Source organism: Paraburkholderia sp. C35, from assembly GCF_003121405.1.
Lineage (GTDB): Bacteria > Pseudomonadota > Gammaproteobacteria > Burkholderiales > Burkholderiaceae > Paraburkholderia.
The window spans coordinates 1-18390 of record NZ_QBUY01000140.1 but is presented as its reverse complement, the minus strand read 5'-3'; the positions used below and the strand labels follow the sequence as shown (position 1 = coordinate 18390).

Sequence of the window (18390 nt, the reverse complement as noted above, 5' to 3'; positions counted from 1 at the left end):
GGAAAAATACACCCCCCCTTCCGAACCAACTCCTTAACCTCCTCACCAACCTTCACCGGATTCCGACTCAATCGCGCAAGAAACCCCTTACTCCGCCGCACGTACGACTTCGAATCGTGCTTCGCGCTCCAAAGCACCACATTAAGCACGACAGGAATAAGGTCTAGCCCCTTCTCAGTCAGGGAGTAAAAATCCTTGCGCCCGTCTTCAGGATTCGGCGCCCTCGCGAGAATTCCCTGCTCTTCAAGAAAAGCAATGCGGGAAGCCAGAACATTGGTCGCGATTCCTTCTTCCGATTTCAGGAATTCGCCATACGTCTTCTTGCCAGCAAAAACGATGTCACGAATGATCAACAGCGACCACCGGTCGCCGAAGATCTCCACGCCGTAGTTCACTGCGCAATGAGACCGAAAGTCTTCTTTACTCGTCGTCTTCATCGCGACATCTTAACATCACTTGCATTGCGCAAGTAAACTTCAATCGTTTACTTGTTTTGTGCAAGTGATATGTCTAGCATGACCAGACACGATCGACGTCAGCTTTCACGGCTGAGCACGCCGATACACCCTTCTCACCTCACTCAAAAGGAGCATCAACGTGCGGGTTTTCGTCACTGGCGGGACTGGCCATTCCGGTCCTTACATCATTTCCGAACTCGTCGGCGCCGGCCACGAAGTCACCGCCCTGGCCCGGTCGGACAAGAGCGCAGCAGCGGTGTCCGCGCTCGGCGCAAAGGTACATCGCGGCAGCCTCGAGGATCTCGACGGCCTCAAGGCGGCGGCCACGAACTCGGACGGCGTCATTCACGTCGCGCACCGGCAAGACCTGCTCCCTTCCGGCGGCATCGACGCCGTGGCCGCGGCCGAACGCCAGATCATGCTCGCGTATGGCGAGGCCCTGGCGGGGACTGGAAAGCCACTGGTCGTATCGGGAAGTATCGGCTCGCCTGCGTGGGAAGGCTTGGGACGCGCAGCCACCGAGGATGACCCTACTCTTCCCGGCGGTGATCTGTACGCGCGTACCCTGCGGGTTCGCAACATCGTCGAAACCACCGTCATCGGCCTTGCGGAGCGCGGCGTGCGGTCATCCATCGTGCGGATTCCGCCCATCATGCACAGCACGACCGACCATGCCGGCTTTCTCCCGCTGCTGATTGCGCTCGCAAAGGAGAAAGGCTTTATCGGATACCCCGGAGACGGCGCAAACGTCTGGCCCGCCGTACATAGCCGCGATCTCGCCGCCGTGTTCCGGCTGGCGTTGGAAAAGGGCCCAGCCGGTAAAAACTGGCACGCAATCGGCGACGAAGGTATCCCGTTCCGCGAGATCGCAAAGGCAATCGGCGACCGTCTTGGCCTGCCCGCCGTGAGCATTCCTGCCGACGTGCTGATGTTGCCCGGATACTTCGGATTCCTCGCAAATCTGGTCACGCTCGACCTTCCGGCATCGAACCTTGTCACCCGTCAGAGCCTCGGTTGGGAACCCGCTCAACCCGGCTTGCTCTCCGATCTGGACAACGGCCATTACTTCCCTGCCGGTTAATCGACTGCTTCGGCAGCGGCACGCCATGAAGGATAAAGCGTGCGGGTCGGCATACGTGGAACAACAACCGGGGAACACCTCGGTTAAAGACCACGGGCAATAACTCAACTCACGAGGAAAGTACACATGAGCACCATCAGCATCATCGGCGCAGGCGGAATGGCCGCGGCAATCGGCGGTCGTATCGGCGCGGCTGGACACACCGTCGAAGTAGTCAGCCGCGACCCGGCCAAAGCGCTTGCGCTGGCCGCCCAGCTTTCAGCCGGAGCGATCACGGGAGCATATGGCAGCGTGCCGGCGGGCGACATCGTCATCCTCGCCGTGCCGTACGCGAGTGCGGCAGCGGTGGTCACCGAATACGGAAACGCGCTCGACGGCAAGGTGATCATCGACATCACCAACCCGGTTGCCTCCGATCTCAAGAGTCTCGTCACTCCCCACGGCAGTTCCGGTATCCAGGAGATCGCAAAGCTCGCCGCCCACGGCGCGCATTTCGTGAAGGCGTTCAACACCATCTTCGGCCATGTACTTGAACGGGGCGGACGCCTCGACGTATTCATTGCAGCCGATGATGCGAACGCCAAAGCACGCGCCTCGACATTCATCGAGAGTCTGGGGTTGCGGCCGCTCGATGTAGGCGGTCTGCACATGGCCCATACGCTCGAAGCGCTCGCTCTGATGATGATCGGACTGGCCAAAAACGGTGCCGGCAACTGGGACCTGGCCTTGAACGTCGACATCGGTTGAATCCCTCACACCAGATCGTCATCGAACGTTGCTCACGTGCGCCGACCTTTCGTACCTTTCTGCCCTTTATGCAACGCACCGCGCGCGCTGCCAGCCTTCGGCGAGCGACGATCACGACCACCAAGAAGTTCGACCACCCGCGTCTCGCATTCAGAAAACGAGTAGCCGCGCCGCTGCGAAACCATGAACGTAAGCGCGCGCATGTGCCATGCGCGCCGCTTGAGTTCGACCAGTGTTCCATTCGCGAGGTCTTCCGCAACCATGTGATGCGGCATGTGTCCCCAGCACAGGCTTCCCCTGAGCAGATCGTGCTTTGCGCCGAGATCATTGACGAGCCACTGGCGCTCACTGGCGACGCCCTGCTGCGTCTTTTCCGCGTCCGGCTGATTGTCGGTTACGACTAGCTGGATGTGCCGGCCAAACTCCTCCCGCGGAATCGGGCCCACGATTGCGGCCAGTGGATGCGACGGCGCGCATACGGTCACCATTTGCGCGTCACATAAATGCTGCCTTTCTATGGTGCCTGGGCTCAATTCCGGCACGTCTGTGATCGTCACAGCCAGTGCGCACGTACCGTCGATAACCAGACGCTCGCCGCCCTGCATGGTGGTCATGCGCAAATTGATCGCGATCGTTGGAAAGTCGGCCTGCAAGGTGCGCAGACAGTCGATCAGGTGCGCGCGCGGAAAATAGGTATCGACGGCAATCGAGACTTGCGGAACCCCTGCTTCCGCAATTGCGACCGCGCGCATCTTCATTTCCTCCGTGCGCGAGATCACCCCACGCGCATCCGGCAGAAGGCTGCGTCCCGCAGCCGTCAGCGTCGCTTTCCGCGTGTTGCGCTCGAACAGCAGGACATCAAAGGCCTGCTCGAGCGCGCTGATCGCGTGACTGACCGCCGACTGTGCACGCCTCAACTCGCGAGCAGCGCCGGAAAAGCTTCCCTGATCGCAAACGGCCACGAAGGCCCGAAGCTGGTTGATGGTGACGTTGTCGAGCATATATATCTAAAAAGTAGTTGGTATCTATAGATATTTAGTCAATTGTCTTCATGAATCAAGCACTTCAGAATCGTTGCTGTCGCTTTTGTTTTGAAGGATGCACGACATGAACAGACTGATTGGAAAAACGGCCGTGATTACGGGTGGCGCTACCGGCATTGGCCGTGCTGCAGCACGACGCTTCATCGAGGAAGGCGCTTTCGTCTTCATTTTCGGACGCCGGCAGGAGGCACTCGACGCCGCTGTCGCCGAGCTTGGACCCAACGCCCGCGCGGTGAACGGCTCGGTCTCCGATGAGGCAGACCTCGACCGCCTCTACGCAGCCGTCAAGGCCGAGCGTGGCACCCTCGACATCGTATTCGCCAATGCCGGCGCGGGGAGCATGCTTCCGCTTGGCAAAATCACTGCCGAGCACATCGACGAAACCTTCGACACCAACGTCAAAGGAACGATTTTCACGGTCCAGAAGGCGCTGCCGCTGATGAGCGCAGGCGGCTCGATCATCCTGACGGGATCGAGCGCCGGCACCACGGGCGCGCCGGCAATGAGCGCCTACAGCGCGAGCAAGGCTGCCGTGCGCAACCTCGCGCGGACCTGGGCGGAAGATCTGAAGGGCACGGGCATCCGGGTGAACGTGCTGTCGCCCGGAGCAACGGCGACCGAACTCGCCAAAGCATCGCTTGGAGAGGAAGGGCAGAAGATCTTCGCCTCGATGACGCCGCTGCAGCGCATGGCCGATCCGGCGGAGATCGGGGCGGCTGCCGCTTTTCTCGCGTCGTCGGACAGCAGTTTCATGACCGCCAGCGAAGTCGCCGTCGACGGCGGCCTGGCACAACTTTGATCCCCCTCGCCTTGTCGGGCGCCTGCTTCGCTAGTCTGAGGCGCCCCAAGGCGTGGTAATCGGAAGGAAAATCCATGAGCTACGCAATCATCGGCTTCGGCAAGATCGGCCAGGCGCTTGCTAAAGCCTTTGCCCGAAGCAACCTCGAAGTGTCAGTTGCAACCACACGCGATCCGGAAAGCTTTGCATCCGACGCGGCCGCCATCGGCCCCACGATCATCCCGCAAACACTGGCGCAAGCAGTCAAGGCAGACATCGTCTTTCTGGCGGTCCGTTTCGAGTCGCATCGCGACGTCGCCAAGGCGCTCCCCAGCTGGCAAGGGAAGACCATCGTCGATGTGACCAACGCCTACGGCGTGCCGCCTGAGGAACTGGGCAATCAGCCCTCTTCCAGGGCCGTCGCGCAGGCCTTCACTGACGGCAGGCTGGTCAAGGGCTTCAATCATTTGCCTGCGGCCGTCCTCGCCCAGAACCCGCCCGTGAGTGGCGGCAAAAGAGTCGTGTTCCTCGCAAGCGATGACGACGGCGCCGCAACGGAGATCGGCGGGCTTGCGGAAAAGCTCGGCTTTTCGCCGATCAAGCTTGGCGGGCTGTCGGAAGGTGGACTGCTGGTGCAGGCGCGCGAAAATAGCTGGGGACAGCTGATCTTCAAGGACCTGGTGAAGTTCGACTGATGGATGGCGGTCGGGCGCACGCACAACACAACTCACTGCCCGGCCGCATCACCGCCGTTCTCTACGCGCACAGCCCCAACAATCGCACCGTCGGGCGCTTCGAGCAGCACCGCCAGATGTTCCCCGGCGACCGCACCCGCATGCAGCGTCAGTGCCGCGCCCGACCACTGACCTAACGGCTCGAACCCGCGCACAACATTCGATTCAGTGAGCGTGCGCCCCGAGTTCTCACCGCGCCCCACGGGCGTGACGTGACGCGTGTCGTAACCGACCAGCAGCACGCGTGCACGCCCACTGCCCGAACCGATCGACACAGACACACCCTCGCTTCCGCGCATGGCACTCAACGTGGCCGCAGTGATACCCGCGGACTTCATCTGATCGATAGCCGACTTTGCCGCACTGCGATTCGAGCCGACCACTTCAGCCTTGCCGTCGATCACCATCTCCGGCGTATACGAAAAATCACGAAACCGCTCGGCGTACTTTGCCTGGCGCGCGTCGGCGGCATCGAATGAAAAGGGATCTTTCCAGCCAAGCTGATTCCAGTACGTGACGTGAAACGCCAGCGGCAACACATCGGCGCGCGACTCGCTCAACTCAGACAAAAAGCTGTCGGCAGGCGGGCACGACGAACAGCCTTGCGACGTGAACAATTCGACCACGACAGGACGCGGCGCCGCAGCGAATGTATGCAACGGAAGAAGCACTGCGCCGCCAGCGCAGATAGCGACGAGAAAACGGGTCAACATGTCTCGACTCCAGATGACAACGTTCCCTGTAGTTCGTCGGCCAGGCCTCGCCGGTTACAGTCAAAGTGTTCCTGGACCATCCGGTGAATGACGCTGATCGCTGGCGCCCGTCTCTGCATCGAAGAAACCCAGATAGCCCGGCGAATCGTCAGAATCTTGCGCGTACCCAGCGGTTGCGCCGATGGATCGCAAGTTCGACAGCGTCGACGACCGGTTCGTGATGAAGCGCCAGTCGTGCGGCTGCATTTCGTCGGCCTGAGCGCCTGATCGTTCTGCCTCGCGCAAAGCCGCTTCCAGGCGAGAGCGCTCCGGCGCGTAAATGGCAAAGCCTTCGTTGGCGAGGGCGGCGGCATCGTAACCAAGCAGCGCGCAAAGATACGCTTTCCCGAAACGGTCGCGCTCATTGGCTTCGCGCGACTGTGCAACAAGCGCCGCAGTATCGGCGTCGACGATCTTGCCCGCACGCGTCAACAGCGGCCCGCTGTCGGCCCATGCTTCGGGTGGACAGGCCTTCGCGGCCGGATCGAGCGGTACGAATGGATTGACCTCAGCAGGATAGATCCGGCACACACGCGGGCGACGATCGTAGGCGCCGCAAGTCATGTCTGCCCGCAGATTCGGGCACGCACCCGCAAACGCCGCCACCAGCGTCACCGTCACGCGTATCGGCAGCGTTCCGCTATGCGCGCCGAACGAGCGGCGCCGCCGGTGTTGAGCCAGCGCGTCGCTCTCGGGCGGTTCCTGCGGCCAGACAATCGCGTCGCAGAACAGTTGCACATCGCCGCCGTGCGCGAGCCACACGAGCGCTTCGTCGATGGCGAGCGGCAGGCGCAGATCATGGCAGCAACGGCCGCACAGCGTGCATGAGAAGTGAATGGACATTGGGCTATCGACGCATGTACGAGTGGCTAACCTGCTTAGTTCGCTCGCCACGCGGCGCAGGTTACACGGCGATATGCAACGCGCAACAGATCGGATTCGTCAGTCGTTTGTCTGGCATTCGAAAGCGTCAGAAGCCCGCCACGCCGTCTGTTCAACCATACACCGAACGGGATGCTCCGACAGCCCGCTTCGCAGCATCCCGATTCGCGAAGGTCTTCTATCGGCTATCCTTCCCGTCAGAACATGCCCGATGGAAACAGACGATGTCGAACGAATGGAAGCAGCGCGCCAGTCTGCTGATCAAGCGCTTCTGGCAGCCAACCAGCGCATGCATGACGTGCATGCCCGGAAGCTGGGGCAATATCGTGAGCGTCGCTCACTGGACAATCGCATTGCAGACAGGTCTGCTCACCGGCCTGCTGGCGGTACTGCTGACGTTCACCCCGGCAAGGAGACTCTATTCCCATCGCTACGGTAACGCGCTGATCGTCGGCATTCTGACGGCGTTGGGCGACGCCTACTCGCACGCGAGCCATTATCGTATTCCGTACGTCGAGCACATCGTCACGGGCGTGGTCTCCGGGCTGCTGACGCTGATCGCGTCGTTTCTCTTCGAAGACCACGCCCGGCGCATTCGCGCTACGTGGGCACGTATGTTCCGCAAGCCTGTGCATTGACTGTCGTGTGATGCCGTTTGCGGGTCGGCTACGCGCAGCGCAAGCTCAGCGCTTCAACCCGCGCGCAGACCTGTTCTCCGTCCGAGAGCCCTTTCACCAGTTCCGCCATCCGTTCCTCCGCCGACATCACGCGATCAATCTTCCCCACGCCCTGCCCCGCATATAGCGAAAGCTTCTGCGCCATGCGCGGTTTATCGATTGTGCGTGCACCGCCGCCCATGAAGCGCAGCAGATTCCATTTGTCGCGATTGGGAATCACCCGATGCGGTGTTCCATACTTCCATCCGAACGAATAACCCGTGCGGTATTCCGTATCGTCGACGCTGGCATCCACGATCTTCTGCCTGTAAAGCGGGTGCGCATTCGATTCTTCGCACGCAACGAAAGCCGTCCCGCAAAGCACACCGCCTGCGCCCATATTCATCACCGTGCGCACATCATCGCGATTCGTGATTCCCCCTGCAGCAAGCACAGGACGCCCTTCAGCCACGGCAATGAGCGAAGGCAATAACGAAAGCAGGCCAATCGTCCCGCGATTCAGATGCCCGCCACTCTCGCTGCCTTGCGCCGTGATGATGTCGGCGCCGTGTGCGATGGCTTGCCGCGCAAGCTCGACGTAACCCACCTGAACCATCACCAGCATCCCTGCATCTTTCGCACGCCCGATCATGTCGGGATAGTGCTCCGCATAAAACAGCGACAACATGCGCGGCTTTTCCTGCAACACGACCTGAAACTGCGCCTCGAACACCTCCGGCCCGCCAAACGACGGCACCAGATTGACGCCGAACGGCTTGTCCGTCAGTTCTCTCGTTTCCCTGAGCCAACGCCGCAATGCCAGCGGCGGCAAACGCAATCCGCCGATCGTTCCCATACCGCCCGCATTGGCGACGGCGGCCACCAGCTTCGGCCCGGAAATCGCCGCCATGCCGGCGAGAAAAACAGGGTATTGAACGCCACACAGCTTCGTGACGGCGTTACCACCAAACTCACAGCCTGTTGTGCTCATGATTCAAAGCTCCACGCGTTTGCCAAGCATGCGTTTCAACGCATCGTTCTTCAATACGAAATGGTTCTTGCAGGCACCGAAGATATGCAGCGCCAACCCCAGCACAAACGGCGTCGCGCCGATCCGGAACAGCACTTCGAAAACCTGCGCGGCCTGCGCGTTCGGCTGCATCGGCGCCGGGATGATCCAGCCACCGGGTAATTCGATCTGTATTCCCGCCGCCGACTTCGCGAGCCACGCGGCAACCGGCAGCAGCACCAGCGCCAGCGCGAGCGCCGCCGCAACCGAGCGGCTCACGATCACCTCGACAGGGTTCGGCGTTCCCACGGGCAACGGATGCCAGGACGTCACGCGGGCCCAGAACCGATACACGGAAACAGGAAACAGGATCGTGCCGAGCAGATTCAGCACGCGCATCAACGCGGCATTCGGCTGCACATGCAAAGCGATCTCGATACCGATGATCGCCAGCACCAGCGCGGCGATGATCCAGTGCAGCGCAATCGTGAGCGGCGAAAAGCCCAGACCGTTATCGCGCCATTGAAAGCGGCCCTGTGCGCGCTGGCTGTGCAATTGCGCGTCGTGTGTGGATGACATAGGCGAGTTCGACATGTTGATTCCCTTGCGAATAAAACAGTCCACTAATGGCTGGCGGCACGCGACGAACCGATGCCTGTCTGGGCGCGAACGAACTGATCGTCGAATTGCTCGCGTTCGCTTGCTGCGCGCGCGCCGCGATCCGTGATCGAGCCAAACCATGCGAAGAAGAACGCAATCGTCATCGAGATGATCGCGGGGTAGTCGTATGGGAAAACGGGCGCGGCATGTCCCAACACCTTCACCCAGACAGCAGGCGACAGCACGACCAGACCAACCGCGCTGACAAGACCTGCGATGCCGCCCATCAGCGCGCCGCGCGTCGTCAGGCCCTTCCAGTAGATCGCCAGCGTGAGGATCGGAAAATTGACGGACGCCGCCACGCTGAATGTCAGCGCCACCAGAAACGCTACGTTCTGATCCTTGAACACGATCCCGAGCACGATCGCAACGCACGCAATCGCAATCGATGCGATGCGCGACACGCGCTTTTCTTTGGCGTGGTCGGCACGATTGCGCTTGATCACCATCGCGTACAGATCGTGCGAAATGGCCGATGTGCCTGCCATCGTGAGTCCTGCCACCACTGCGAGAATGGTGGCGAACGCGACGGCTGACAGGAAGCCGAGCACCAGATCGCCGCCCATTGCTTTTGCCAGCTGCATCACGGGCATGTTGCCGCCGCCGATCAGCTTGCCGCCCAGCACGCCGCCCGCGTAGAACATCGGGTTGCGTCCGACGATCACGATCGCCGCCGTGCCGAGCACCATGACGATCAGAAAGAAGTAGCCGATAAAGCCCGTCGCGACGAACACCGACTTGCGCGCTTCCTTTGCGTCAGGCACCGTGAAAAAGCGCATCAGGATGTGCGGCAGGCCCGACGTACCGAACACGAGACCCACGGACAACGACAGCATCGCAAACGGATCGGCCACCAGTTTGCTGGGCAGCATGATGCCGGCGCCACTCTTATGCGTCGCGATGGCTTGCGCGAACATGTCGTTGAGCGAGAAGCCGAACTGGCTCAATGCGAGCACCGCCAGCAGACTCGCGCCGAACAGCATCAGCACGGCCTTGATGATCTGCACCCAAGTGGTCGCGACCATGCCGCCGAAGGTCACGTACACGGCCATCAACGCGCCGACCACGACGACGGCATAGTTGTATTGCAGCCCGAACAGCAGCTGGATCAATTGCCCCGCGCCCACCATCTGCACGACGAGATAAAAGCACACCACCGTCAGCGAGCCAAATGCCATCAGCGTGCGAAATCTCTGCTGGTCGAGTCGGAACGATGCGATGTCGGCGATCGTCACCTGGCCGAGATTGCGGATACGCTCGGCAAACAGAAACATCAGCAGCGGCCACGCGACGAAGAAACTCACCGCGTAGAGCATGCCGTCGTAGCCGTTGAAGAAGATCATGCTGGTCACGCCGAGCAGCGCGGCAGCGGACATGTAGTCGCCTGCCAGCGCGAGGCCGTTCTGAAAGCCGGAAATGCCGCCGCCCGCGTTGTAGAAGTCTTTCATCGACTTCGTCTTCGATGCGGCCCAATACGTGATGCCCAAGGTGGCGACGACGAAGGCGAGAAACATCGCGATGGCTGTCACGTTGAGCGGCTGTTTCTGGGTCTTTTCCAATGCTTCCGCAGCCGACGCGATGTCACAGACCGCGAACATCGCGAGCAGACTGGCAATACATTCGACACCTCGTTTCATTGCGACTCTCCCGCAAGCACCTGAGCCGTCAACGCATCGAATTCACCATTTGCACGGCGAATATAGATGCCCGTCAGTATCCACGTGCCGACGATCAGCGCGACACCGACAGGCCAGCCAATCGTAATGACGCTGCCTGGAAAGAGCTTGAGGGCCAGTACTTTCGGCGCGAATCCTGCTATGAGAACAAACGCGTAGTAGGGCAGCAGTGTGCCGAGCGTGAGCAATGCGACCAGCCTGCGCCGCCGCGTGACGAGGCGTACGAACGCCGGCGACAACCGGACGTGATGAAGTGCAGTCGTTTGGACCACGATGTCTCCTGTGTCTCGTTTGGAAGTGAGCACATATCGGCGCGAGCCGATGTGTTCCGCTGTTTTTCCCAACGATAGGAGCGCAAAACGATCAAGTAAAATGATGATTAATGATGCGTGCCATCATCACGAGTGAGGCTGCGCAGCCATCAAAATACGCACCGCTGTGTTCCATTTCACGCGCCAATTCAGCGCATCTTTAAACGCTCGCGCATTCCACCCCACGATTTGTTCCTGCCGATCACAACTGTTTGTCCACTCCGGGTGTACGCAACAGCGCCGATGAAGCCTAGATTGTCGACCTAACGGCACGTCACTTCCGACGCAAGCCGAACATACTGTCGAGGTCAATCATGAGCAATTCGCAAAAGGTCGCTATCGTTACGGGTGCATCGCAAGGCATTGGCGCTGAGATCGTCAAGGGCTTCCGTGAGCAGGGTTATCGTGTGGTCGCAGTCGCACGTTCGATCAAGCCTTCGGAAGATCCGGGCGTCGTGACCATCGCCGGCGACATCGGCGACCGCGACGTGGCGCAACGCGCCGTTGCGGAAGCGATTGCACGCTTCGGCCGCGTCGATACGCTGATCAACAACGCCGGCATCTTCATCGCCAAGCCGTTCACGCAATACACGGCTGAAGACTATGCCGCGGTGATGAACGTCAACATGAATGGCTTCTTCCACATCACGCAGCTCGCCATCGCCGAGATGGAGAAGAACAGGAGCGGTCACGTCCTGCAGATCACGACCACCCTCGCCGATCACGCCATTGCAGGCGTGCCGTCCGTGCTCGCCTCGCTGACCAAGGGCGGCCTGAACGCCGCGACGAAGTCGCTTGCAATCGAATACGCGAAGACGGGTATCCGCGCGAACGCCGTCTCGCCCGGCATCATCAAGTCGCCAATGCACGCACCGGAAACGCACGACGCGCTGGGCGCGCTGCATCCCGTCGGTCACATGGGCGAGATGAGCGACATCGTCAACGCCGTGCTGTATCTTGATTCCGCGCCGTTCATCACGGGCGAAATCCTGCACGTCGACGGCGGCCAGAGCGCGGGCCACTGAACGCGGCGCATTGGTTGCGCGCTCAGGCTCAATGAGCGATGTTCACTGAGCGCATCGTCTGAAACGCGGCAGGCGCTGTTCACAGCGCCTGCCTGCATGACACCACGGAGATTCTGATGCCTATCGTGACAATTCAGGTTACCCGCGAGGGAAACACGCCCGGCACGAGTGCGGTGACACCCGAAGAAAAGGCGCAACTGATCAAGGGAACCAGCGAACTGCTGCTGAAGGTGTTGAACAAGCCGCTCGAAGCGACTTTCGTCGTCATTCAGGAAGTCGAGATGGAGAACTGGGGATGGGGCGGTTTGCCTGTCGAGGAATATCGTCGGCAGAAAGCGGCGAAGCAAGACTGATTCCCGCGATGGCGTGAAGATTCCGTCGCGCGGAGCGCCCTTTCCGGCCTCCGCGCATTAACGTATGCCGTTTTACCGCTCACGGCTCGCGGTTAGCCTTGCCGCGCCGCCAGTCGAGCATGTTGCTGATCGATTCTTCCCTGCGCCCCGGCACCACGTCGATCCGCGCGCCAGCCCGAATGAAACCCGGCTGCACCACGCTCAGATACACCCCCGCGAATCCGATCAGATACATATGCTTGACGGCTTTCCGGTAGCCCATTGCGGCGTTGAGCTTGAAACAGGGGCTGCGCGGCGCTTCCACTCTCAGCCTGACCTGATCGATGATCAGCGTGTCGCCGATCCACAGGTCGGTTTCCAGCAAGCCTTGCGTCGTCAGATTTTCGCCGAGCATGCCGAAGGCCAGCGGCGTCTCGGCATCGGGCACGTCGGCTTCGATGCGCTGCCGTTGCCACCATGCGTAATGCTCGACGGGATACAGATATACGGCCTTGTCGAGGCCGCCATGCACGCTGAGATCGGCCTGCTCGTCGCCGGCAAGACCGAGCTTCTTCACTTCGATAGCAGCGCCCTCGGTCGCGCTGCTCACTGAGCGCTTGCGGATCGCCGACTCGACGGTCAGGCCTTCGGAAGCCTGGCCGACATCGAGCAGCTGGCACACGCCGATGTTGATCGATAGCAGCGTCGCGTCAGACGACAGCCCGGCGCTGCGGTTTTCAGGTTGCGGTGTCTGTTCATCCATCGGCGGCCAGTGCTCCTTCGAGGTGCTGTCTGTATGCGTTAGCGCGCGAACTGCTGCAACCGGCGGATCGCTTCGTCGAGTTCGGCGTCCAGCTTCGCCACGAGCTCCGCAGCAGGCAGCGAGCGCGCGAGTGCCGCCGCCTGACCCGCCCATTGTGCGCCGAAGCCAAATTCACCGTGAGCCTTGGCGGCGGCATGCAGCGCCTTGCCGGCGTCATACGTGACGGGATAATCCGGCGTGACCGGGCGATCAGCGACGCGGCCCAGTTCCGTGAAGCGGTTGACCATGCTGCGCGCCGCGCGGCCCGAAATCGCCGACGTCATCGTGGTATGCATGGCGGCGTCGCCGAGAATGGCGCGGCGATAGCCTTCGTCGATCGATGTTTCCGGAGAGGCCACGAACGCCGTGCCGAGTTGCGCCGCCTGCGCGCCGAGCGCGAGGGCCGCGGCAATGCCCGCGCCGTCCATGATGCCGCCCGCTGCAATCACGGGCAGATCGAATTTCTCCACCAGCAGACGCGTCAGCGCAAAGGTGCCGAGGCCTTCATCGAAGGCTTGCGGATCGAACATGCCGCGATGCCCGCCCGCCTCGATGCCTTGCGCGACGATGGCATCGACGCCCGCATCGGCCACCTGCTGCGCCTCGTCCAGACTGGTCGCCGACGCCAGCAACCGGATGCCCGCATCTTTCAGCGCCCTGATCACGTCTTGCGACGGCAGGCCGAAATGGAAGCTCACGACAGCGGGCCTCTCTTCCAGAAACACGTCGAGCATCGCCTTGTCTTCGACGAAGCTCGTATAGATCTCGCTGAGTTTCTCGGGCGCACTCGCGCCGTACTTTGTGAATTGCGGTGCGAGCCACGCGAGCCAGGCCTGCTCGACCTTGGCGTTCGCGGTTGCGGGCGCGTGGCAGAACACGTTGATGTTGAACGGCGCGTCGGTCAGCGCGCGGGTGTCGCGGATCGTCTTGCGCGCGGCGTCGGCTTTCATCGCGCCCACGCCGAGCGAGCCGAGCCCGCCCGCGTTGGAGACGGCGGCCGCGAGCGCCGGCGTGCTGACGCCCGCCATCGGCGCCTGGATGATCGGCTTCGTGATGCCCAGCAAGCTCAGGAGCGATTTGCCTTCGGAACGGGTGCTCATGTCATGTCCTCATCGAAATGGTTAGCGCATGCCGATGGCCAGCAACCGGAACCCGACGGACATAGACGCCGCCTCGCGCCCGTTGCAAACGCTCTCGCCACGCTATCTATACCTCAGATCATCTTTTTCAGCGGACGCTGAGTCAACCATCGCTCGGGCAATTCACTCTTGAGTGCGAGGAACAGATGAACGGCGCAGCGTAGTCTCACGCGCGCCGTGTCCGCGGCCGATGTCACTCGGGCAGCCGTTCGCTCGCGAAAGCGTTCAGTTCGCGCACGAGGCTCGACGCTGCCAGCCGCACCAGTTCACCGCCTTTTTCCGGCGATGCCTGCGCCGGGTCCGAACCCATCCGGCCATCCGGATAGCGCGCACGGAAATCCAGCGCCTCGCGGATCGGGCCAGATGGCGCGATCTTCGGCGAGTAATCGGCGGACTTGATCGCGTCGGGGTAGGCCCATTGCGTGATCGCGATTTCGGACGGCGTGGCATGCACGCCGTGCCCTTCCGGAAACTGCTTGCGCGCCAGCTCGCCGACGCCTTCCAGATCCCACCAGTTGCACAGCTTCATCGCGAAGCCTGCGCGGCGCTTCGCGAAGCTCGCTTCCACGTAGACCTCGGAGAATGCGGCCTCGATCGAGGCGATATTGCCGCCGTGGCCGTTCAGGAACAGGATCTTCTCGAATCCATGCGTGGCCAGCGAGCGAATCCAGTCGCCGATTGCCGCCATGAAGGTGGAAGGACGCAGCGAGATGGTGCCCGGAAAGCCGAGGTGATGTTGCGCCATGCCGATGTTGAACGTCGGTGCGACGAGGATGTCAGCCTTCTTCTCCGCTTCGCGCGCGATGATCTCCGGACACAGCCAGTCCGTGCCCAGCAGGCCCGTCGGGCCATGCTGCTCGTTGGAACCGATCGGCACGACGATCGCGCGGCTGCGCTTCATGTATTGCTCGATTTCGGCCCATGTCGAAAGATGTAAAAGCATTCAAACTCCTGATTTTTTGCCTCGCGCTGGGTGAACGATGACGCGTCGGCTGTGGGGAGAGGCAGGGTCCGCTGCTTCGATGCCGCGCGGCGTAACCCGGTCCGCACAAGCGTACAGGCAAACGGGCGCGCGGACCAACAGCAACCAGGTTCACGGCTCGTTGTCCGCAAGGCAACGGCAACGTGACGGGAACTGTTGATCCGTTCGCACCAGTCCGAAAGACCCATTCCATACGGGAAAAGCTCCGCACATACGCAAGAAGCATGAGCGTGGTCGAGACCTGCTATTCTCTGCGGACACGCGGCGCGGCGCAGTGCAGCCCGCTTTTGCCACGCACGCCATCGCGGCGTGCGTCGCGAGCGTTATCCGCCGATCACGAGAAGCACCATGCAGCGTCAATTCGAAGACCTACTTCTGGGCAGCATCGAACTGTTCTGTCTCGCGGCCGAACTGGAAAGCTTCACGGTGGCGGCGACGGCTGCAAGCGTGACGCCGGCAGCCGTGAGCCGCTCGGTGGCGCGCCTGGAGGAACGGTTAGGCGTGAGGCTGTTCGTGCGCACGACGCGGCAAATCAGGCTCACTGACGCAGGCCGCCGCTACTTCGAGCAATGCCGTCAGGCTCTCGCTCAACTCGCCGACGCCGAGCGCGAAGCGACGGGCCAGCAAAGCACGCCGTCGGGTGCGCTGCGCATCAGCATGCCGACGCCGTACGCCCACTATCGCGTACTGCCCGTGCTTGCGGAATTTCGTGCGCGCTATCCTGAAGTCACCGTCGAGACGCATCTGAGCAACCGCAACATCGATTTCGCCGACGAAGGCTTCGACCTGGCCATCCGTGGACGCGCGCCGGACGACTCCGGCCTGGTCGCACGCAAGCTTGAAGACGCCGAACTCGTGGTGGTCGCATCGCCTGCCTATCTGAAGACGGCGGGCAAGCTCGAAACACTCGACGATCTCATCAACCATGAATGTATCCAGTTCGCGCTGCCGAGCACGGGCCGCAACATTCCGTGGTCGTTCATGCAAAACGGCGAAGAGATCGACATGATGACGCGCGGCGGATGCAGCACATCGGGCGACGTGCTCGCAGGCCCGACGCTCGCGCGCAATCACGGGGGGCTGTTCCAGACTTATCGCTTCGTCGTCGAGCGGGATCTGAAGGACGGCACGCTGCGCGAAGTCCTCACGCCATTCGGTGGACGCACGCGCCCATTCGTTCTGTTGTATCCGCATGCGCGGCATCTGTCGTCGCGGGTGCGCGCCTTTGTCGATTTCCTCGTTGAAAAACTCAGAGCCTGAGCGCTCACCTTTGCTCTCATCTTTCCATTCATGCTGCCGAATGTCGATTCGATCGTCGCCCGTCTGCGACTCAAGCAACTGCGTCTTCTGATCGCGCTGGACGAGCATGGCTCGCTGCATCGCGCGGCCGATCAGATGGCCTTGACGCAACCCGGTGCGACCAAGGCGCTGCGCGAGATCGAGGCCACCTTCGGTGCGACGCTCTTCACGCGCTCGCAGCAAGGCATCCAGCCAAACGAACTGGGACGCTGCGTGATCCGCTATGCGCGGCTGATTCATATGGACGTCGCGCATCTTCGCGAGGAGATGGCGGGCATCCTGCAAGGTTCGGGCGGGCGGCTCGCGGTCGGCGCGATCACGGGCGCGGTGTCCGGCGTGCTGGTCGATGCGTTGACGCGTCTGCGCGAGCGTCAGCCGACGCTGACCGTGGAAGTGACGGAAGACACGAGTGCGCGTCTGCTCGCGCTGCTCGATCAGGGACGGCTCGACCTCGCGATCTGCCGCACCACCGTCGCGCAGCAGCCCGATCACTACGACTATGTCCAACTCCGCGACGAACCGCTCGCTATCGTGGCGAGCCCGCTGCACCGGCTGGCGAAGGCGCGCAAAGTGAAGCTGGCGGATCTCGCGCAGAGTGGCTGGATCGTTTATCCGAGCATCATGCCGCTGCGCGGCCTGTTCGAGCGCGAGTTCAAGGAAGCGGGGCTGTCGGTACCGGCTCATCCCATCGAAACCGCCTCGACCATGACCACGGTGCTGATGTTGCAGCGCGATTCGACGCTTGTCTCGCTGATGCCGCGCGACATGGCCGCACTGCTCGCCGATCACGGGCTGGCGAAGCCGCTTGCCATCGAGGTGCGCTCGCGCACCGAGCCATATGGCATCGTGACGCGGCGTGGTTCCGTGCTGTCGCCCGCGACGCGGCTGATGATCGACGAACTGACCTAGTGCGCGATTGGCGCCGCCTTGCGTTGCTGCGCTTGCGTGACTAATATCGATTCATGGCTGCGGCGCACACGTCGTGGCCGGAACCGGCAGCCGTCGCAGATGAAATCTTCCGTCGCACTGCTCGCAGCATGGATGGCCGCATTCGCCGCAGCCGGCATTTATTCGGCCCGCGCGGACAGCCCGGTCATCATCGCGCTCGCCAATCCGTCTTCAGATATCGATGCTTCGCTAGCCGAGCCGGATCATCGCGACCGGCATCATTCCGGTACCCCGTCGCCCGCGATCATCCACGGTCCGTCCTATCTTTCCGCACTGCGCGAATACGACGTGCGCGCGCTCACGCACCGCTTTTCGTATAGCTCGCCGACGGGATTCAAGCTGAACAATCACGGCGACTAAGATCGCGATCTGGCCGCGCGCTCACTGCGTTCAACGCACGACGGGCGTGCGGCTGTCGACCTGTTCCAGCGATACGCCCACGACATGTTCACGCCAGAGTCCGCACTGCGCGACGACGGGAATCCACGATTGCCGGTTGCGCACGTGCGCGAACGCGCGCATCGATACCGTCGATTCGACCTGTTGAGCGCCATTGCTGCCGGAGAACATGCCGTCGCTGTCGTCGACCTTCGCGTTCAGCACGCGGCGGTCCGGCGCGAGAAACATGTCATAGCGTGAGGTAGTCCGAATCCAGCGATCGAGTTCGGCGATGCAGTTGATCACGGCAGGACGCACGTGAAGGCGAGAGAGGTAAGCGTAGTCGTCGGGGACGTCGGGTTGGGACGGTGACTGCGGGAACGCGTTGGTGCAGAACCAGATGAGGCTGACGATGCCCAGTAGGGCGGTAATGCTTTTCATGACGGAGTGGTGCCCGGAAGTGCAGATGTGTTGCAAACGTTCAAGGCAGGGGAGTATACCCTCCTTCGTCGGTGGGTTATCTGGTTGCATGGTTTTTGGGGTTTTTTGTGTTGGGGGGCTTGTGATGGTGGGGTTGGGTTTGGTTTTTTCTGGCATCCGCGATTTGGTGTTTGTGCATCACGCGTCGCCCCTGTGCGGGGCGGCACCTACTTTTCTTTGCCGCCGCAAAGAAAAGTAGGCAAAAGAAAGCGGGCTAA

Annotated in this window: 22 protein-coding genes; 10 read left to right on the top strand and 12 right to left on the bottom strand. The window is 61.7% G+C overall.

Annotated elements, in window-relative coordinates; translation table 11 throughout:
- Window positions 1-437 (bottom strand): helix-turn-helix domain-containing protein (locus tag DK391_RS40360; protein WP_109483596.1); only part of this gene is annotated, 437 nt, incomplete at its 3' end.
- A gap of 160 nt (window positions 438-597) precedes the next feature.
- On the opposite strand from DK391_RS40360, the gene DK391_RS40355 reads away from it, so the two are divergent.
- Window positions 598-1539: an SDR family oxidoreductase gene (locus tag DK391_RS40355; RefSeq protein WP_109483595.1), complete on the top strand. Its 942-nt coding sequence runs from the start codon at window positions 598-600 to the stop codon at window positions 1537-1539.
- Between the two features lie 99 nt (window positions 1540-1638).
- The gene (locus tag DK391_RS40350; RefSeq protein ID WP_275426850.1) at window positions 1639-2286 is read left to right on the top strand and encodes an NAD(P)-binding domain-containing protein; all 648 of its coding nucleotides are present in this window, start codon (window positions 1639-1641) and stop codon (window positions 2284-2286) included.
- A 32-nt stretch (window positions 2287-2318) separates the two neighbouring features.
- Here DK391_RS40350 and DK391_RS40345 read toward each other — a convergent pair whose 3' ends face one another.
- Window positions 2319-3287, bottom strand: coding sequence for a LysR family transcriptional regulator (locus DK391_RS40345; protein ID WP_109483593.1), 969 nt, complete (start codon window positions 3285-3287; stop codon window positions 2319-2321).
- 106 nt (window positions 3288-3393) lie between these two features.
- Between DK391_RS40345 and DK391_RS40340 the strand changes: the two genes are divergently transcribed.
- Together DK391_RS40340 and DK391_RS40335 are read left to right on the top strand one after the other, a co-directional pair.
- Window positions 3394-4128 (top strand): SDR family oxidoreductase, encoded by a 735-nt coding sequence (locus DK391_RS40340; protein WP_109483592.1) that lies wholly within the window; start codon window positions 3394-3396, stop codon window positions 4126-4128.
- A gap of 74 nt (window positions 4129-4202) precedes the next feature.
- Complete coding sequence (locus DK391_RS40335) at window positions 4203-4802, top strand: NADPH-dependent F420 reductase (RefSeq protein WP_109483591.1); 600 nt, start codon at window positions 4203-4205, stop codon at window positions 4800-4802.
- A gap of 32 nt (window positions 4803-4834) precedes the next feature.
- On the opposite strand, the gene DK391_RS40330 is transcribed toward DK391_RS40335, so the two are convergent.
- The gene (locus DK391_RS40330) at window positions 4835-5554 is read right to left on the bottom strand and encodes a DUF1223 domain-containing protein (protein ID WP_109483590.1); all 720 of its coding nucleotides are present in this window, start codon (window positions 5552-5554) and stop codon (window positions 4835-4837) included.
- A 60-nt stretch (window positions 5555-5614) separates the two neighbouring features.
- Window positions 5615-6436, bottom strand: coding sequence for a YkgJ family cysteine cluster protein (locus DK391_RS40325; protein ID WP_109483589.1), 822 nt, complete (start codon window positions 6434-6436; stop codon window positions 5615-5617).
- Between the two features lie 263 nt (window positions 6437-6699).
- Here DK391_RS40325 and DK391_RS40320 point away from each other — a divergent pair, with 263 nt between their 5' ends.
- Window positions 6700-7113: a hypothetical protein gene (locus DK391_RS40320; protein ID WP_109483588.1), complete on the top strand. Its 414-nt coding sequence runs from the start codon at window positions 6700-6702 to the stop codon at window positions 7111-7113.
- Window positions 7114-7141: 28 nt separating this feature from the next.
- Here DK391_RS40320 and DK391_RS40315 read toward each other — a convergent pair whose 3' ends face one another.
- Genes DK391_RS40315 through DK391_RS40300 form a run of 4 tightly spaced genes read right to left on the bottom strand, consistent with a single transcriptional unit; the run spans window position 7142 to window position 10748 of the window.
- Window positions 7142-8122, bottom strand: a complete 981-nt coding sequence (locus DK391_RS40315) for a nitronate monooxygenase (RefSeq protein WP_109483587.1) — start codon at window positions 8120-8122, stop codon at window positions 7142-7144.
- A 3-nt stretch (window positions 8123-8125) separates the two neighbouring features.
- Complete coding sequence (locus DK391_RS40310; RefSeq protein ID WP_109483586.1) at window positions 8126-8734, bottom strand: cytochrome b/b6 domain-containing protein; 609 nt, start codon at window positions 8732-8734, stop codon at window positions 8126-8128.
- Window positions 8735-8763: 29 nt separating this feature from the next.
- Complete coding sequence (actP, locus tag DK391_RS40305; RefSeq protein WP_109483585.1) at window positions 8764-10437, bottom strand: cation/acetate symporter ActP; 1674 nt, start codon at window positions 10435-10437, stop codon at window positions 8764-8766.
- Window positions 10434-10748, bottom strand: a complete 315-nt coding sequence (locus DK391_RS40300) for a DUF485 domain-containing protein (protein WP_109483584.1) — start codon at window positions 10746-10748, stop codon at window positions 10434-10436. Before DK391_RS40300 ends, actP begins: the two co-directional genes overlap by 4 nt.
- Window positions 10749-11101: 353 nt before the next feature.
- On the opposite strand from DK391_RS40300, the gene DK391_RS40295 reads away from it, so the two are divergent.
- Both DK391_RS40295 and DK391_RS40290 read left to right on the top strand, forming a co-directional pair.
- Complete coding sequence (locus tag DK391_RS40295; protein WP_109483583.1) at window positions 11102-11812, top strand: SDR family oxidoreductase; 711 nt, start codon at window positions 11102-11104, stop codon at window positions 11810-11812.
- A 116-nt stretch (window positions 11813-11928) separates the two neighbouring features.
- Window positions 11929-12165: a 4-oxalocrotonate tautomerase family protein gene (locus DK391_RS40290; protein ID WP_109483582.1), complete on the top strand. Its 237-nt coding sequence runs from the start codon at window positions 11929-11931 to the stop codon at window positions 12163-12165.
- 79 nt (window positions 12166-12244) lie between these two features.
- Here DK391_RS40290 and DK391_RS40285 read toward each other — a convergent pair whose 3' ends face one another.
- The 3 genes from DK391_RS40285 to DK391_RS40275 all read right to left on the bottom strand — a co-directional run bounded on the left by DK391_RS40285 (window position 12245) and on the right by DK391_RS40275 (window position 15028).
- Window positions 12245-12907, bottom strand: a complete 663-nt coding sequence (locus tag DK391_RS40285) for an MOSC domain-containing protein (RefSeq protein WP_109483581.1) — start codon at window positions 12905-12907, stop codon at window positions 12245-12247.
- A gap of 38 nt (window positions 12908-12945) precedes the next feature.
- The gene (locus tag DK391_RS40280) at window positions 12946-14046 is read right to left on the bottom strand and encodes a nitronate monooxygenase (RefSeq protein WP_109483580.1); all 1101 of its coding nucleotides are present in this window, start codon (window positions 14044-14046) and stop codon (window positions 12946-12948) included.
- Window positions 14047-14278: 232 nt separating this feature from the next.
- Window positions 14279-15028: a creatininase family protein gene (locus DK391_RS40275; RefSeq protein WP_109483579.1), complete on the bottom strand. Its 750-nt coding sequence runs from the start codon at window positions 15026-15028 to the stop codon at window positions 14279-14281.
- A 387-nt stretch (window positions 15029-15415) separates the two neighbouring features.
- Between DK391_RS40275 and DK391_RS40270 the strand changes: the two genes are divergently transcribed.
- The 3 genes from DK391_RS40270 (at window position 15416) to DK391_RS40260 (ending at window position 17674) form a co-directional block, all read left to right on the top strand.
- Window positions 15416-16327: a LysR family transcriptional regulator gene (locus DK391_RS40270; protein ID WP_109483578.1), complete on the top strand. Its 912-nt coding sequence runs from the start codon at window positions 15416-15418 to the stop codon at window positions 16325-16327.
- A gap of 30 nt (window positions 16328-16357) precedes the next feature.
- The gene (locus DK391_RS40265) at window positions 16358-17275 is read left to right on the top strand and encodes a LysR family transcriptional regulator (protein WP_109483577.1); all 918 of its coding nucleotides are present in this window, start codon (window positions 16358-16360) and stop codon (window positions 17273-17275) included.
- A gap of 99 nt (window positions 17276-17374) precedes the next feature.
- Window positions 17375-17674 (top strand): hypothetical protein, encoded by a 300-nt coding sequence (locus DK391_RS40260; protein ID WP_109483576.1) that lies wholly within the window; start codon window positions 17375-17377, stop codon window positions 17672-17674.
- A gap of 30 nt (window positions 17675-17704) precedes the next feature.
- Here the strand turns inward: DK391_RS40260 and DK391_RS40255 are convergent, their stop codons facing one another.
- On the bottom strand, window positions 17705-18133 hold the full coding sequence (locus DK391_RS40255) for a hypothetical protein (RefSeq protein WP_109483575.1): 429 nt from the start codon (window positions 18131-18133) through the stop codon (window positions 17705-17707).
- Window positions 18134-18390: the final 257 nt, after the last annotated feature.

Bases quoted from the DNA above. Each gene is read 5' to 3' on its own strand.
- DK391_RS40335 (WP_109483591.1), top strand. From the start codon at position 4,203: ATGAGCTACGCAATCATCGGCTTCGGCAAGATCGGCCAGGCGCTTGCT.
- actP (WP_109483585.1), bottom strand. From the start codon at position 10,437: ATGAAACGAGGTGTCGAATGTATTGCCAGTCTGCTCGCGATGTTCGCG.
- DK391_RS40330 (WP_109483590.1), bottom strand. From the start codon at position 5,554: ATGTTGACCCGTTTTCTCGTCGCTATCTGCGCTGGCGGCGCAGTGCTT.
- DK391_RS40345 (WP_109483593.1), bottom strand. From the start codon at position 3,287: ATGCTCGACAACGTCACCATCAACCAGCTTCGGGCCTTCGTGGCCGTT.
- DK391_RS40260 (WP_109483576.1), top strand. From the start codon at position 17,375: ATGAAATCTTCCGTCGCACTGCTCGCAGCATGGATGGCCGCATTCGCC.
- DK391_RS40320 (WP_109483588.1), top strand. From the start codon at position 6,700: ATGTCGAACGAATGGAAGCAGCGCGCCAGTCTGCTGATCAAGCGCTTC.
- DK391_RS40325 (WP_109483589.1), bottom strand. From the start codon at position 6,436: ATGTCCATTCACTTCTCATGCACGCTGTGCGGCCGTTGCTGCCATGAT.
- DK391_RS40315 (WP_109483587.1), bottom strand. From the start codon at position 8,122: ATGAGCACAACAGGCTGTGAGTTTGGTGGTAACGCCGTCACGAAGCTG.
- DK391_RS40275 (WP_109483579.1), bottom strand. From the start codon at position 15,028: ATGCTTTTACATCTTTCGACATGGGCCGAAATCGAGCAATACATGAAG.
- DK391_RS40285 (WP_109483581.1), bottom strand. From the start codon at position 12,907: ATGGATGAACAGACACCGCAACCTGAAAACCGCAGCGCCGGGCTGTCG.
- DK391_RS40310 (WP_109483586.1), bottom strand. From the start codon at position 8,734: ATGTCGAACTCGCCTATGTCATCCACACACGACGCGCAATTGCACAGC.
- DK391_RS40255 (WP_109483575.1), bottom strand. From the start codon at position 18,133: ATGAAAAGCATTACCGCCCTACTGGGCATCGTCAGCCTCATCTGGTTC.
- DK391_RS40265 (WP_109483577.1), top strand. From the start codon at position 16,358: ATGCTGCCGAATGTCGATTCGATCGTCGCCCGTCTGCGACTCAAGCAA.
- DK391_RS40340 (WP_109483592.1), top strand. From the start codon at position 3,394: ATGAACAGACTGATTGGAAAAACGGCCGTGATTACGGGTGGCGCTACC.
- DK391_RS40290 (WP_109483582.1), top strand. From the start codon at position 11,929: ATGCCTATCGTGACAATTCAGGTTACCCGCGAGGGAAACACGCCCGGC.
- DK391_RS40280 (WP_109483580.1), bottom strand. From the start codon at position 14,046: ATGAGCACCCGTTCCGAAGGCAAATCGCTCCTGAGCTTGCTGGGCATC.
- DK391_RS40270 (WP_109483578.1), top strand. From the start codon at position 15,416: ATGCAGCGTCAATTCGAAGACCTACTTCTGGGCAGCATCGAACTGTTC.
- DK391_RS40295 (WP_109483583.1), top strand. From the start codon at position 11,102: ATGAGCAATTCGCAAAAGGTCGCTATCGTTACGGGTGCATCGCAAGGC.